Origin of the sequence: Bacillus sp. FSL M8-0077 (assembly GCF_038050255.1) — a bacterium.
Classification (GTDB): domain Bacteria; phylum Bacillota; class Bacilli; order Bacillales; family Bacillaceae; genus Bacillus; species Bacillus altitudinis.
Window position 1 is genome coordinate 199795 of record NZ_JBBPAF010000001.1, and the last position, 14333, is coordinate 214127.

The 14333-nt window shown below is 39.3% G+C and carries 14 protein-coding genes and 1 pseudogene; 14 read left to right on the forward strand and 1 reads right to left on the reverse strand.

Annotated features, from left to right (window positions below; translation table 11 throughout):
• Positions 1–2: 2 nt before the first annotated feature.
• From NST57_RS01125 to NST57_RS01170, 10 genes are all read left to right on the forward strand, one after another.
• Entirely contained in the window at positions 3–515 is a 513-nt protein-coding gene (locus tag NST57_RS01125) for a PadR family transcriptional regulator (RefSeq protein WP_007498534.1), read from the forward strand.
• 126 nt (positions 516–641) lie between these two features.
• Positions 642–1040, forward strand: a complete 399-nt coding sequence (locus NST57_RS01130) for a RidA family protein (protein WP_341297847.1) — start codon at positions 642–644, stop codon at positions 1038–1040.
• A 251-nt stretch (positions 1041–1291) separates the two neighbouring features.
• Positions 1292–1459 (forward strand): sporulation killing factor, encoded by a 168-nt coding sequence (gene skfA / locus NST57_RS01135; protein WP_017366484.1) that lies wholly within the window; start codon positions 1292–1294, stop codon positions 1457–1459.
• 64 nt (positions 1460–1523) lie between these two features.
• The gene (gene skfB, locus NST57_RS01140; RefSeq protein ID WP_341297848.1) at positions 1524–2759 is read left to right on the forward strand and encodes a sporulation killing factor system radical SAM maturase; all 1236 of its coding nucleotides are present in this window, start codon (positions 1524–1526) and stop codon (positions 2757–2759) included.
• Complete coding sequence (locus tag NST57_RS01145; RefSeq protein ID WP_057078687.1) at positions 2752–4242, forward strand: CPBP family intramembrane glutamic endopeptidase; 1491 nt, start codon at positions 2752–2754, stop codon at positions 4240–4242. The genes skfB and NST57_RS01145 overlap by 8 nt, the downstream gene beginning before the upstream one ends.
• A 17-nt stretch (positions 4243–4259) precedes the next feature.
• The gene (locus NST57_RS01150; RefSeq protein ID WP_019744076.1) at positions 4260–4982 is read left to right on the forward strand and encodes an ABC transporter ATP-binding protein; all 723 of its coding nucleotides are present in this window, start codon (positions 4260–4262) and stop codon (positions 4980–4982) included.
• Positions 4975–6396, forward strand: a complete 1422-nt coding sequence (gene skfF / locus NST57_RS01155) for a sporulation killing factor system integral membrane protein (RefSeq protein WP_341297849.1) — start codon at positions 4975–4977, stop codon at positions 6394–6396. Before NST57_RS01150 ends, skfF begins: the two co-directional genes overlap by 8 nt.
• Before the next feature lie 18 nt (positions 6397–6414).
• Positions 6415–6930: a HEAT repeat domain-containing protein gene (locus NST57_RS01160; protein WP_341297850.1), complete on the forward strand. Its 516-nt coding sequence runs from the start codon at positions 6415–6417 to the stop codon at positions 6928–6930.
• On the forward strand, positions 6930–7349 hold the full coding sequence (locus tag NST57_RS01165) for a TlpA family protein disulfide reductase (RefSeq protein WP_008343914.1): 420 nt from the start codon (positions 6930–6932) through the stop codon (positions 7347–7349). The genes NST57_RS01160 and NST57_RS01165 overlap by 1 nt, the downstream gene beginning before the upstream one ends.
• A gap of 23 nt (positions 7350–7372) precedes the next feature.
• The gene (locus NST57_RS01170; RefSeq protein ID WP_019744074.1) at positions 7373–7570 is read left to right on the forward strand and encodes a hypothetical protein; all 198 of its coding nucleotides are present in this window, start codon (positions 7373–7375) and stop codon (positions 7568–7570) included.
• Between the two features lie 119 nt (positions 7571–7689).
• Here the strand turns inward: NST57_RS01170 and NST57_RS01175 are convergent, their stop codons facing one another.
• Complete coding sequence (locus NST57_RS01175) at positions 7690–10692, reverse strand: non-ribosomal peptide synthetase family protein (protein WP_341297851.1); 3003 nt, start codon at positions 10690–10692, stop codon at positions 7690–7692.
• Positions 10693–11077: 385 nt separating this feature from the next.
• On the opposite strand from NST57_RS01175, the gene NST57_RS01180 reads away from it, so the two are divergent.
• The 4 genes and pseudogenes from NST57_RS01180 (at position 11078) to NST57_RS01195 (ending at position 14219) form a co-directional block, all read left to right on the forward strand.
• Positions 11078–12205: a DUF418 domain-containing protein gene (locus NST57_RS01180; protein ID WP_341297852.1), complete on the forward strand. Its 1128-nt coding sequence runs from the start codon at positions 11078–11080 to the stop codon at positions 12203–12205.
• A 173-nt stretch (positions 12206–12378) separates the two neighbouring features.
• Complete coding sequence (locus NST57_RS01185) at positions 12379–12750, forward strand: GntR family transcriptional regulator (RefSeq protein ID WP_017366490.1); 372 nt, start codon at positions 12379–12381, stop codon at positions 12748–12750.
• A gap of 5 nt (positions 12751–12755) precedes the next feature.
• A complete protein-coding gene (locus NST57_RS01190) occupies positions 12756–13631 on the forward strand; it encodes an ABC transporter ATP-binding protein (protein ID WP_341297853.1) in 876 nt (291 codons plus the stop codon).
• A pseudogene (locus tag NST57_RS01195) lies at positions 13615–14219 on the forward strand (ABC-2 transporter permease). Before NST57_RS01190 ends, NST57_RS01195 begins: the two are co-directional and overlap by 17 nt.
• The last annotated feature ends 114 nt before the right edge of the window (positions 14220–14333 follow it).

A 14333-nucleotide genomic window follows, 5' to 3' on the forward strand; every position in this document is an offset into this window, starting at 1 on the left:
ATATGTCAGTGAAATACGGAATTTTAACATCGCTCTGTCAGCAGCAACATCATGGATATGAATTAAAGCTAGAGCTGGAGTCATTGCTCGGAATAAAAGGAAAAATCAACCCGGGTCAAATCTACACGACGCTTGATCGGTTAATTCGTGATCAATTGGTGACAGCAGTGGGAATAGATGACCAAGATCGAAAGCTGTACGACGTGACGGAAGAAGGCAGACAAGAGCTGGAATCATGGCTGTTGGCACCTGTTCCATATCATGCTGCAAAGGATGATTTTCACTTTAAATGGGGCTGTGCACGGAAAATCAGATTTCATCAAGAAAAAGAAATGCTTCAGCAGCAGAAAGCCGTCATCATGAAAGATGTGATGGAACTCACGAAGCTGAAAACGGAATGTCTTGTGCAAGGTGATGAGAGTCGGTACTTATTGATTTCTGGCACGCTGCTTCATTTAGAGGCGGATTTGAATTGGATTCATCAAATTGAACATCGGAGCGGGTCATCATTTTAGAGAGGTCTTTCTTTTGAAGAAAGGTCTTTTTTTTGGCTTCGTTTGGAGCATATGCAGGTAGGATGGGAAGAAAGTTTGGTATGATAGGTGGAAATTGATTGTATTTTCAGAAAAGGGGTTTGATCAATGAAAACATCACGTAATCCTGAGACCATTCACGCGCCAGTTGCACCGTACATCCATCAAATAGAGACAACAGGGCCGCAGCGGTGGTTAACCTTATCAGGGCAAGTGGGGATGGAAGTCGATGGGATCATCCCAGCGAGCCCGATGGAACAGCTCGAGCTAGCGTTAGAGAATGTAAAACGCAATGTAGAAGCGGCAGATATGAAAGTAGAAGATATAACGAAGCTTGTGTTTTATTTGGTAGGTGAGTTTGATGCTGAGAGTAGAAAACGAATCATGGGTCAGTTTTTAGGAGACCACCTGCCTTGTATGACGATGATTTATGTGGTGGCTTTGGCTTCACCTGCTTTAAAGGTCGAGGTGGATGCTTGGGCTTGTCGGGATATGGACTTGGTTTAATGATTATCTTGATGAGGTAGATAATGAAAAATTTTTGTATAAGGGAAGTATGGGCTAAAAGATTGGATTTTCATATCCAATCTTTTTTATATTTAGTTCTCTCTAATTTATTGAAATAAAAACCTTTTAAGTATATTTTTATAATATTTTACACAATTCCCCTTACTTCGACATTTTTCATATGGTAATATCAGGGTGCATAGCGATTGGGTCTATTGACACTATGCAAATTTTGAGAGGAGGTTTTACTTATGACAAGAAACCAAAAAGAATGGGAATCTGTGAGTAAAAAAAGCCTTAAGCGTCCAGGTGGTACTTCAATTGTTAAGGCGGCTGGATGTATGGGGTGCTGGGCCTCAAAAAGTATTGCAATGACACGAGTTTGTGCACTGCCACATCCTGCAATGAGAGCTATTTAATGAATAACATAGGGAGTTAAGCATATATTGCTAGCTCCTTATTCTATAAAAGGGGTGTCTATTTATGTCAAGTAATCAACTAGCAGAATATGATTTACCTGAACTAGCGATTCATTTGCAGCCTCATGGCGCAGTCATGATAGATAGAAAATCAATGTATTATTTTAGATTGAGTGGAAGAGGGGCTCAGCTTGCATTTTTATTATCTAAGAATAAAGACGTGAGCAAAACTGCTCGTATCTGGGAAATCGTTAAAAAGGAAGAGCTAACAGCTGATCAGTTGCGTGAAGAATTGAGTGCCCATCCTTTTACAGAAGCTTGGACACAAGGGTTATTGAATCAACCTATTCAATTTACAGGATCTTTACAGTCCTATTTGCCAATTAGCTGTACTCTCCAATTAACAAACGCTTGTAACTTAGGTTGTTCCTTTTGTTATGCTAGTTCTGGTAAGCCCTATCCTGAAGAATTAACATGTTCCCAGTGGATTAATGTGATGCAAAAACTAGCTGCGCAAGGTGTGGCTGATGTCACTTTAACAGGGGGCGAAGCCAAACTCATAAAAGGTTTCAAAGAAATTGTGATGGTTGCGAGTTCATTATTTACGAACGTAAACGTTTTTAGCAATGGTTTAAACTGGAGACAAGAAGAAGTGGAATTACTCAGTCATCTAGGAAATGTATCTGTACAAATTAGTATTGACGGTACGAGCGACACTCACAATTCCTTAAGGGGAAGAAAAGGTGCTTTTCAGGAAAGTATGGAAACCATCCAGCGGTTAACAGAAGTGAATGTTCCTGTAATTGTTGCAATGACCATCAATGAAATGAACGCTGATCAAGTAGCAGAGGTTGTTGATCATTGTGCAAAAGCAAATGCCTCTATTTTCCGTGCTGGTAAGACATTATCCGTAGGACGTGCTACAAAGAATTTTAAAGCGCTAGAAACTTCATTTGAACATCGTGTTCAAAGCCAGTTACAGCAGGCACGTTCTAAGTGGGGACACCATTTGAATATAATTGATTGGGAGCATGAAGATAGTTCTTTTACAACTGATTTTTGTACACCGGGTTATTTGGCTTGGTATATAAGGGCAGACGGTTATGTGACACCTTGTCAATTAGAGGATATTCCTTTAGGTCATATTCTAACTGATTCTTTTTCTGATATTGGTTCACCAACACGTCTATTGAAATTGAAATGTGAAGCGAAAAACTGTAAATGTATAGGGAAAGTTGAACTATCCGAGCCAGATCTCCCCTTTGAAAATGAAAAGAGAGCAGGCATCACTCATGAATAGTATGACTTTTATTTTGTGGTCAGGTCTTGGAGTGATAGGGCTCTTCCTGTTTGCGAAGTATAGAGTGTCAACAATAGAATCAAACCTTTTAGATAAAATTGAGGCAAGAAAAGTTGGTATCGATTTTATTAGAGAGTTTGTGGGCATAGACGTGGAAGCTTGGGAGGTATATTCAGTCTATTGGTATGATCATGAAACAGTGAATAAGTTACATCATTTAGGTTTACTTAAAAAAAATCGACATATACTTCATGAAATGGGATTGGTTGAGTCTTGGCGTGTTCGTTTTGTTCATCAAAACCAATCATTCGTGATAGGAGTAAACGCTAAACGGGAAGTGACCTTTTTTTATGCAGATGTAAGGCAAACTTCATTATCTAAAAAAGACGGTCAGATTTCACTAGAAGGTTTAAAAGATCAATTGACTTGCTCTTCAAAGGGATTATGGGCTAAGACAAAACCAACTGGTTCTGGTTCAAAAGAAGAGGATTTTCGTGAAATTAAAACATATTGGTATCTCGCTGAAAAGGAAGATATCCGACTTAAGGTAACAGTTGAAATGCAATCTGGTGTGATCACTTATATAGGCACAGATACAGAGATTTTAACGGATCAGATGAATAAAGTAATAAGAGATGAACAAGTTGAGTCTACTTTTGGTCTCTCAGGTATGTTAGGATCAGCTGCTGCGATGATCATGGCTATATTAGTTTTAGTTTTAATGAATGTTCAAATTCACCTCACATTAAGTCTTATGCTGGGTTTCATGATTGTACTAGTGCAATCTCTGACAATTAAGGAGGATATACAGTTAACGATAGTAAATGCTTACGATGCTAGGATGAGTGTTCAAACTGTTAAATTACTTGGTATACTCTCTACTTTGTTTGCAGGATTATTGACAGGATTTGTAGTATTTATATGTTCATTGGCAGGAGGCGCTCTTGCGAATGAATTAGAAATGAAATTTTTAGATGAAATCGTTGGACAAACTTTTATTGGTCTTAGCGCTGGGTTAATTAGTCTAGGCATCACATCACTGGTCTTTTACCTGTTAGAGAGAATGAATAAATTACGTATTTCTCCGGAACTATCAAATAGAAGTATGTTTTTATCTGGATTTACTTTAAGACAAGGGCTTAATATGAGTCTGCAAAGTTCTATAGGGGAAGAAGTAATATACCGGCTCTTAATGATTTCTCTTATATTTTGGTTTAGTGGGAATGCGATATTGTCCATTTTAATATCATCTTTTTTATGGGCAATTATGCATCAGGTCACTGGGTATGATCCAAGATGGATTCGCTGGGCGCATCTTTTTGTTTTTGGATGTTTTCTTGGTTTTCTTTTTATGCATTATGGATTTATTTGTGTACTGGCGGCACATTTTATTCACAATTTTGTGCTCGTTTGTATGCCCTTATGGCAATTTAAACTTCAAAGATATCTACATACCAAAAAGCCTCAGCATACATCACTCTAATAAAAGGGAGAGATTTGATGCCATTCATGGAGGTTCAGAATGTAAGCAAACGATATAGCAATGGTGATGGGATAGAGGGCCTTTCATTTTCTATTGAAGCAGGGGAGGTTGTGGCACTGCTTGGGCCTAATGGTGCGGGGAAGACGACAACCATTCGATGTTTAACAGGTCTCTATCAACCTGATCAAGGGGAAATACTCATAGAGGGATTTCCTCCTGGTCATTCCCATGTCCAAAAACAAGTAGCTCTTATTCCAGATCAGCCATATTTGTACCCAGATTTAACGGTTGCTGAACATGTTCAATTTCGTGCGAGAGGCTATCATAAAGGTTTAAAACAGATCAAAGAAAAGGTATTTGAGGCGTTGAAAGAAGTACATATCGAAATGAAGATGAACGAATTGTGCGGAAGGCTTTCAAGAGGTCAAAAACAGCGTGTCGTCTTAGCAGGGGCCATTGTGCAAGATGCCTCCCTTTTTATTTTAGATGAGCCGACTGTTGGGTTAGACATCCCTTCGAAACAATGGTTGTCAGATTGGCTGATACAGAAGAGTCTTCAAGGTGGTTCGGTTCTTGTGTCCACTCATAGTCTAGAGTTTGTTCTTGATACGGCTAGTAGGGTGATATTGATTCGAGACGGTGCCATCATGAAAAGTATCGCTGTTCCTAAGCGGCAGGAAGAACAAATGAAGTGGCGGGCAGAAGTCATTCAACTTCTAGGGGAGTGGTCTAGTGAATAACACGCTTTCCCTTTTATGGATGAAATCCCAAAGGCGCTTGATCAGTAAAAATCAAGAAAAGAAAATGCCCTTTTTGATCTTGCTGCTTATGATTGCTGCCATTGGTTTTCAGCTGAGCGCAGTCTCAAGTATGGGCGATTGGAATGCGAGTACAGCTGGATGGTTCATTGTCGTTTTATTTGTTCTTTATACTGGCTTTGGTTTGTTTTCGAATCGATTGCCTAGTCAGATGAACGATATCATGTGGTTGTATGGAAGTGGTGCTTCCTTATGGACGGTTGTGATGAGTGTATGGGTATATCACATTTTTTGGCGATGTGCTCTTCTCATTGTTTCTGCTGTGATGGCTGATATCCTCCTTCTTTGTTTAACGAAGCAGTACTTTTTTCTACTTGGTAAATCACTCCTGTTAACAGCGCTGTTATGTATGATCGAAACATGGATGATTGCGGTATCTTGTGCAAGAACCATTCAAGTATATAAGCGAGTGCTCTTCATTGGTTTTATACTGATGTTTGGTTGTCTTTCATTGCTTATTATGAATCAATTGATATTGAAACAGTCGTCAATGATGGAGATATCTGCTTCTTTTATGTATCAAGTCGGACGCATGATAGTGGAGTTTTCATTCATTTCTGTATTGATATTACTTGGAATGATGATTTTATCTTTCATGATGATGTACAGGTCGAGTCATCGTATAGAGATGATGGAGTCGTTAGTCAAAGAGGCGGCATTTTGGGAGGAATTTGAGGGGAAACAGGTTCATGCAAATCCAATAAGTCCAAAGAAAAGCAAGACGTGGTGGGGGCTTTCATCATTAACGGGCATCTGGGCTTTCCTTTGGCTAGAAATATTGATGATCAAAAAGTATGCTACCTTCCATCTGTTATCTACCATGCTGTTGATCGGTACTTATTATGTCGTCAGTTCTTATTTTTCAAATTGGTTGACTCTATTCTTTCTGGTCATTGGTGCATCTGTCCTGCTCAGTTCATATTACGCGGGGATTGTAAGACACGGGCAAACGGGATTGCTGTATCTTTTTCCGGGTGCTTTATATCAAAAAATTCTTCTATTGGAAGTGTTTCAAACCTTTTGGTTGTATGGTGTCTACTTGGTTTCTCTTATCTTGTTAGAGATTCATGATGTATTGTATTGGGCCATTTATGGGGGAGGGGTTTATATTTGGTTTTTGACCATTCGGCTCTTTGCCTTTACGCAGCCTTTGAGACGAGAAGCGAGTCTTTCTTTGGGCATCTATTATCAATCATTGCTCATCGGATCTGTCATAAGTGCTGCAGTCATCATTGGGATTCATCTGTTCACTAATGGCTGGTTTACAACGATGACATGTGTATTTGCTGGATGTGTATGTTATGTGATGTGTTATCGATGCCGTGGGACTCATTAAAAAGAGGAGTTGATTGTCATGAAACCAGAAGATAAGCTATCCCAATCGGTTCAACGTTTAGTCAATACGAATGAAGTAACAATCGTTCAAGCCATGGGGGAATTAAGGAAATCAGGAAAAGAGGCAGTGCCAGTGCTTGTTGAAGCCTTAAAAGAAGAGGGTTCTTTGCGGAATATTGCAGCAGCGGTTCTTGGTGAATTTGGAGCAGATGCAGGGGATGCAGCAGAAGCTCTTGCTAAACTGTTAGAAAGTGAAGAAGAGGAGACAAGAATGGGGGCTGCAATCTCACTCATGAGAATTGGTCAGCCTAGTTTGCCATTTCTTCTGCCTTTGGCAAAACGCTATAAGGGTCCTACTTGTTTTTGGGCGTCGTGGTGTATCTCTTGGATTGACCCATCAAAAATCGAAAAAAATATGTACGAGTGCCTAAAACAGGAACAAGAGAATCCATCAGGAAATGTGGCTCCTTTTGCCGCAGAAGAGGCACTAGGAAAAATCATCGCTTTTCAATTAAAAGAAAAGGGGGATGAGTAGTGGAAACGCAAATACTTAAATGGCCTGAGCACCTTCCTTGGATTCATTCTTCACATCAGCGGTGTTTACCTGAAGAGCATACTCAGCTTCTTTATTTTTGGTCAGTTAACTGTCCGCATTGTGAAGAATTAACCGACCACATTCTACATAGTGTGGATCAGTTGAGTATCCATTTAACCTGTGTCCATGTTCCATATACGGAAGAAGAAAAATCGATAGAGGTTGTTTCGAAATATGCGGAGGAAAAGAATCTCATTGCTCCCATTGTGTTGGATCAAGATTATGAGATTGTCACAAAATATAAAATTCAAGGATTGCCAAGTTTTTGCCTCATAGATAAAGAGGGACAATTAATTGATCGGAAAATGGGAGATACCGGCTGGGAAAAAATATTAAAAAAACTAGAAAAACGATCATAATTAGAGTTATGGAGGAGAGCGTTTTGTTTCAATCAAACCAAGAATTAAAAAAAACGGTGGTCTTTTATGCAGGTGTGGGAGCTGTTTTGCTGATTCTCATGATGTTGACATGGCTGCCGGTTTCTGCAGACTGGGAGTTGCCGTTGATTTTGTTTGGATTGGGGATTTTGTTTTATGTGAAGCGTGTGCTTTTTAAAGAAGAAAAAGATCATAAGGCATAAGTTTTCTACCGAGGTGTTCTAGAAATGTACAGTTGATGAAAGGTAAGTAATAAAAGGTTGGATGTTGAATCCAACCTTTTATTACTTCCTGTATTGAGTTTAAAAACAAGGGAATGCTTTTATATTCTCAGAGCAGTGTTTGAATCAAATTTTAAAAATCCAATGTCCTCCATGTATTTGAAATAGCGTTTGATTAAATGATCATCCATAGGGGGATAGGTCATTCCATGTGCTTGGAGAACCGTTTGAGTATTTGTTGAGTCAAAGTGCGCCATGTTTTCGTATAGTTCCCAGACTGTTTTGTCTTGTTCTACCTTTTCAGTGAGCATTGGAAGAAATGGCGTAAGGGCGTTGTCTGCGTTTTGATCGCTTGCTTGAATGAGAGCTTCTACCCAAGCGTTATATGCTTTCTTTTCTAATGGATAGCCTATTTCTTCTGTGATTTTTTGAAAAAATTCACTTAATTCCATGCTTTCTTCTTGAGGTGGAACGAGGTGATAGGCTTTGCCGAAGTTGGCTGGATCCTTGCATATGGTTGTAATGGCTTTTGAAACAAAGTCGACGGGTACGAATTCTTTTCGTTGATTCGGTAGCTCACCGTAAGCCTTTAACTGGATACATCCTTTGATTAGTCTCGCCATGTAATCCTCTGTATTATGAACGCCTGTTTGACTGTCCCCCATGATGAAGCCTGGGCGAAGGACTGTGATCGGCACGCCACGTTTTTTTGCTTCCCACATGATTTTTTCTGCCACCCATTTACTTTGAGAGTACCCAATGTCCTTTTCTACAATAGGAAGATAAGCATCGATGGATGTATCTTCAAAAAGAACGGTCGTGCCATCTAGATACCCGGCAGGTCCGAATATGGCAATGGTCGATAAGAAATGAACAGGCTTTACCTGTTCTGTGCAGGCGAGTTTGATGATATTTTCTGTGCCGGTGACATTTGTATCCTTGTGCATGTGATAGGGCTGAACGTAATTGACTTTTGCTCCATTATGATAGATGGCATCAATGGTTTGGGCGAGTTGTTGAAATTCCTCTGTTGAGAGCCCTAGTTGAGGCTTGTCCAAGTAACCTACAATCGGTTTTAGTTGTTTCAGATAATGTTCGTCCCATAGGTGATATTTCTCCATATTTACTTGTATTCTCTGTCTTGCGTGCTGTTTGTCTCTTGCTCTGATGACACAATAGATTTGGATGGAGGGATTCATTCGAACAAGCTCTTTAATGAGATAAGCGCCTAGAAAGCCGGTTGCTCCTGTTAATAACACGGCATTCTGCTTAAAGGATTTAGAATCGAATAGGTGCTTTGGCTGAATCTTTTCATCTAAAAATCCCTCTGATGTGAGCTGTTGTTTCGGCTCAGGTGTTTGATTTTGTAGCATAAGATGAACTTGTTGAATCGTAGGATGTTCATAAAGGGTGCTGGCAGGTAGTTCAACGTGTAATGTTTCCTGCATACGCATTAAGGTTTTGGCGGCAAGGATGGAGTTTCCTCCTAAGTCGAAGAAGTGATCGTTTGTGCCAATGGGCTCTACCTTTAATAGGTCTGTCCATATTTCACAGAGTGCTTCTTCGGTTTGATTGGTTGGTGCGACATATTCAGTTTGCAGGTTGGGTCTGTCGAAATGATGTCTTGGTAGTGCTTTTCGATCGACTTTTCCATTTGTGGTCGTAGGGAAGTTTGTCAATAGAACATAATGTGCAGGGCGCATGAAATCAGGGAATGTTTTCTTTGCATAAGTTTGAATGGTATATAGATCCCATGTCTTTTTGTTGGACGGAATGATGTATGCAATGATGCGTTTATCCCCAGGTATAATTTCTGTGGCTGTCACCAAACAGGATTTAACACTTGGGTGCTGGATCAACACATGCTCAATCTCGCTAAGCTCAATACGAAAGCCTCTAATTTTGACTTGGTCATCCTTTCTACCAATATATTCGATCAGGCCATCAGGTTGTTGTCGAACAAGATCCCCTGTTTTGTAATAGGTTCTTCCATCCCGTTCGATGAAACGTTCCTTTGTTAGGTTTTCTCTTCGCCAGTAGCCTAATGCTAGTCCATCTCCTGAAGTGATGAGTTCTCCTATTTGTCCTTGAGAGACAGATTCACCTTGTTCATTTGTGATGTCAATGACGGTTCCTGCTACAGGTCTGCCAATCGGTATACTGACTAGCTCATCCCATGTGTTTGGCAGTTGAAAAGTTGTTGTGAAAATCGTATTTTCTGTCGGACCATAGCCATTAATGATGGTCGTATGTGGGAGCTCCTTTAATGCTTGATGAACGACTTGAGGAGACATGACATCTCCGCCAGAGACGATGTATTTAACTGATTTGATATCGTTCAGGTGTGACTCGATCATCAAGTTGAACAATCCAGTAGTTAAAAAAAGAATCGATACATCATAGTCTTTAATGGTTTGACTGACGAGTTCAGGAGTCAGTTTTCCAGAAGGAGGAATAGCGAGTGTCGCTCCATTTAATAAAGCGGACCATATTTCAAATGTAGAGGAATCAAAAGAGATGGTAGATAATAATGCTAAGGTATCAGAAGAATTAACGGGCAGAAAGGAAGGGTTATGCGTTAGGTGCATGATACATCTATGTGTAATGACAACACCTTTTGGTTTTCCTGTTGTGCCAGAGGTATACATGATATAAGCGGCATCAGAAGGATTGATATCAATTAATGGACTGGTTGCTTGTTGTACAAGGATATGACGGTTGTCTTTATCTAAGTTGATCATGGGAATATGCAAAGAATTCAAGCGTGAGATGGTGTTTGATGTGGTGAGTAAAAACGATAGTTCGGCATCTTCAATCATAAATTGAATACGTTCACTAGGGTAATTTATATCTATAGGCACATAAACGGCTCCTATTTTGGTGATAGCGAGAATAGAGACAATCAATTGTGGTGATCTTTCTAAGGCTAGGCCAATATGAGAAGCTTTCGTTACGCCCATTTTGATAAGGTAATTGGCGAACTGGTTACTTTGTTTCTCAAGTTCAGCATATGTGATGTTACGATGGTGGCACGCTAAAGCTGGATGATGTGGTGTGCGAGTGGCGTGGTGTCTCACGATATCAGATAAATTTTGATCATTCATGATGATATTCCCCCTCTAGAATTTGATAGATTAGGAATGTTATTCCTAAATCCACCCAAAGTGTATATGAAGAAATATTCATTGTCAATGAAGGGTATATCCACAATAAAATGTAAAATTTATATAATAATTGAAATAATATGCAGATATATTGTGCTATTTAGAGATAAAATGTAAGGGATCCTCGGCTTTTTCCTTGAATGAGCGTTTTGATGATCAAGAGGAGATGAAAATAGGGGGAAATTGAATCATAAGATAGGGTGGATTCACTGATAGGATGAAAGATCACTTTTTTATTAGAAATATATACTATTTTGAAAAAATATTTGGTAAAATATACAGGTATATCTTAAATTTGTTATATGTTGTTTAAGGAGCTGTCGTGTTGAAGGGATCTAGGGTTGAGTTTATTGATAGTTTACGTGGTTTTAGTTTATTAGGTATTTTAATAGTGAATATGCTTAATTTCCAATATGATTATGATTTTGAGAAGATGTTTGATCCGAGCATATGGGGACAGGAGTTTGGGGTATATGTGACGGAGATCTTGTTTCAGGGGTCATTTTATCCGATTTTCTCCTTTTTGTTTGGGTATTCTTTTATCAAGTTGATTGAATCCACGAAGGCAAAGGGGCTGAATACGAATGCCATCGTCGTTCGCCGCGGCTTTGGTCTTATTGTGCTTGGGATGTTGCATTTAATCTTTATTTGGAGTGGCGACATTCTTCTCTATTATGGAGCTTGTACGTTTTTCCTAATGATGTTTATACACAGCCGAATCAAAACAGTGTTTATATGGTCGGGTATTTTAGGTGCCGTATCTTTAGTGATTTATCCATCTCTAATGAATTTTATTTACGGAAATTCTGAATTATTAACAAATGTATATGGGACTGGTACATATGGCGATATTGTGTTGAGCCGAATTACAATTGAAGATGATATGGTAATCGTCTCCATCATGATGGCAATTGTAACACTTACTCTGACACCAATTTTAAGTCTTCTCTATGCTCCTATCATGATCGGTCCATTTGCACTGCTTGGCATGGCGATTGGGAAAAAAGGTCATTTGACAGAAGAAGATCGAGGCATGGCTTATCGTAAAGGCTGGGTTTGGATGATTATCATCGGGCTCGCTTTAAAATGTGCGACGTTCATTGATGCTCCTTGGAGTGAAATGGTGCTGACGTTAGGAGCCTATGTCCTGACGATCGGTTATATTCAAGCTTTTATTGTCTTTTACTATTCAAAGGCTGCACAAGGGTTGAAACGTCTGCTTGCAGGACTTGGCCGATTGTCTTTATCAAACTATTTAGCACAATCTATTATTTGTACAACGATTTTCTATTCTTACGGACTTGGGTTATTCGGACAAATGGGCTCAATGTTTGGACTGCTACTTGCTGTTGGACTATACACAGCTCAGCTGTTCATCAGCTATCTCTATTTGAAAAAGTGGAGAAGAGGGCCTGTAGAATGGCTTATGGGAAAATGGGTATATTGGAGATAAATTGATTTGTTGGGAAACCGCATAGCTGAAGAGCTGTGCGGTTTTTATTTGGATCGTATGATATAAAATTTGATAAAAGGAGTTGAATATTCTTTCAATGTGTATATAATGTATATATAGTGTATATACAATATTTCATCGCAAATACCAGTACAGAAAAAAGAGGTTTTTATATGCAAATTACGATTTCTAACCATTCTAAGGAGCCAATCTATGAGCAAATTACGACGCAAATCAAATCGTTGATCTTAACGGGGGAGCTTGCAGAAGGTGCGGCCCTGCCGTCTATTCGAAAGCTGGCGAAGGATTTACAAATCAGCGTTATTACAACAAAACGTGCATATGAAGAGTTAGAGAAGGCAGGATTTATTTATTCGATTGTAGGGAAGGGATCATTTGTTGCCGAGCAAAACCTAGAGGTCATGAGAGAGAAAAAATTGAAGGTGATTGAGGAACAGCTTGGAGCGGTTGTTACAAACGGCAAGGAATTAGGCTTATCTTTTGATGAATTGCAGCAGTTATTAAAGTTCTTGTATGAGGAGTGAGATGAGTGGAGCACGTGATTGAATTCAAAGGAGTATCAAAACGGTTCAAAGACTTTTCTGTGCAGAATCTTGATTTACAGGTCAAAAAGGGCTTTGTTACTGGGTTTATTGGAGAAAATGGAGCCGGTAAGTCGACCACGATTAAAATGATCATGAATTTGTTAAAACCAGATTCTGGTGAGGTTAAAATTTTTGGATTAGATTATCGCACCCATGAAAAAGAGATTAAGGAACGAATTGGCTTTGTTTACGATGCTAACGTTTTTTTCCCAGGATTGAATTTAAAAGACATCAAACGAATTGTGGCACCTGCCTATAAACGCTGGGATGACCAGCTTTTTTATCAATATATTGAACAGTTTGGTCTGCCGCTGAATAAAGCGATTAAAACATTTTCAAAAGGGATGCAGATGAAGGCATCGCTGGCGATTGCGCTGTCGCATCATGCCGAGCTGATTATTATGGATGAACCAACTGCTGGGCTAGATCCGGTCTTTAGAAGAGAGCTGCTCAGTACGTTACAAGAATTGATGATTGATGGGAATCGGACGATCTTTTTCTCGACTCATATGACAACAGATTTAGACCGGATTGCGGATTATATTGCGTTTATTCAAAATGGGCAGCTCATCTTTCAGCAGTCGATTCATGATGTAGCGGAGAATTATGCGCTGGTGAAAGGAAGTCTGGATTTGCTTGATCGAGACACTGAAAAAGCCTTTGTCCATATTCAGCGAACAGCAGTAGGATTTGAGGCATTAACAGATCGTATAGAAGGTGTGAAAGCTATTTTCGGGGATGCTGTTGTCATTGAACGGCCATCATTGGAGGATATCATGTTTTACATGAAAGGCGGGGTGGAGCATGTTTCATTTAATTAAACGTGATGTGATTTTGCAAAAGAAGCAACTGATGATTTTTCTTCCGTTTATCTTATTTTTTATTTTCATGGATGTACATCCGGTATTGACGTTTCTAGTTGCTAGTGTCTTCATTCCATTTAACACATATGCGTACGATGAGAAGGCAGAAACGAATATTCTATTAAATTCCTTGCCCTATACACGTAAAGAAATTATCGCATCACGTTATCTTGGCGCCATTTTCTATATGAGTATTGCGATTGTGCTGACAAGTGCTGCATTATTTGTGTTTGGGAAGCTGTTTTCGCTGTCAGATATTGCGATTGGCAGCGGGTTGTTTTTATTGTTCGCAGCATGTACGTTTCCATTGTTTTATATCTTAAAGCCTGGTTATATCACAACGGCAGTGATCATTGGCTTTATCGTATTATCTGCTATGGGACCGCCTGTTGTTCTCTATTTAGCAGAGCAATTCAGTGGGATCACTGATTTTATCATAAATTTATCGATCCCTATTGTATATACGGGTCAACTGTACTGATTATGCTCATCTATTTGCTGTCTTGGGGACTTTCTACTGCGATTTACCAGAGGAAAGTGTTTTAAATCAGATGATCATCATTTATAGAGAATCATTCATTTTGAGGTAGGCCTTTCAAAATGGATGATTCTTTTTTGCATCCGGTGAAATTGACATACAGAAGAAAAGAGGTTATTGTT

Bases quoted from the DNA above. Each gene is read 5' to 3' on its own strand.
- NST57_RS01150 (WP_019744076.1), top strand. From the start codon at position 4,260: ATGCCATTCATGGAGGTTCAGAATGTAAGCAAACGATATAGCAATGGT.
- NST57_RS01160 (WP_341297850.1), top strand. From the start codon at position 6,415: ATGAAACCAGAAGATAAGCTATCCCAATCGGTTCAACGTTTAGTCAAT.
- NST57_RS01130 (WP_341297847.1), top strand. From the start codon at position 642: ATGAAAACATCACGTAATCCTGAGACCATTCACGCGCCAGTTGCACCG.
- NST57_RS01145 (WP_057078687.1), top strand. From the start codon at position 2,752: ATGAATAGTATGACTTTTATTTTGTGGTCAGGTCTTGGAGTGATAGGG.
- NST57_RS01185 (WP_017366490.1), top strand. From the start codon at position 12,379: ATGCAAATTACGATTTCTAACCATTCTAAGGAGCCAATCTATGAGCAA.
- skfB (WP_341297848.1), top strand. From the start codon at position 1,524: ATGTCAAGTAATCAACTAGCAGAATATGATTTACCTGAACTAGCGATT.
- NST57_RS01125 (WP_007498534.1), top strand. From the start codon at position 3: ATGTCAGTGAAATACGGAATTTTAACATCGCTCTGTCAGCAGCAACAT.
- skfA (WP_017366484.1), top strand. From the start codon at position 1,292: ATGACAAGAAACCAAAAAGAATGGGAATCTGTGAGTAAAAAAAGCCTT.
- NST57_RS01175 (WP_341297851.1), bottom strand. From the start codon at position 10,692: ATGAATGATCAAAATTTATCTGATATCGTGAGACACCACGCCACTCGC.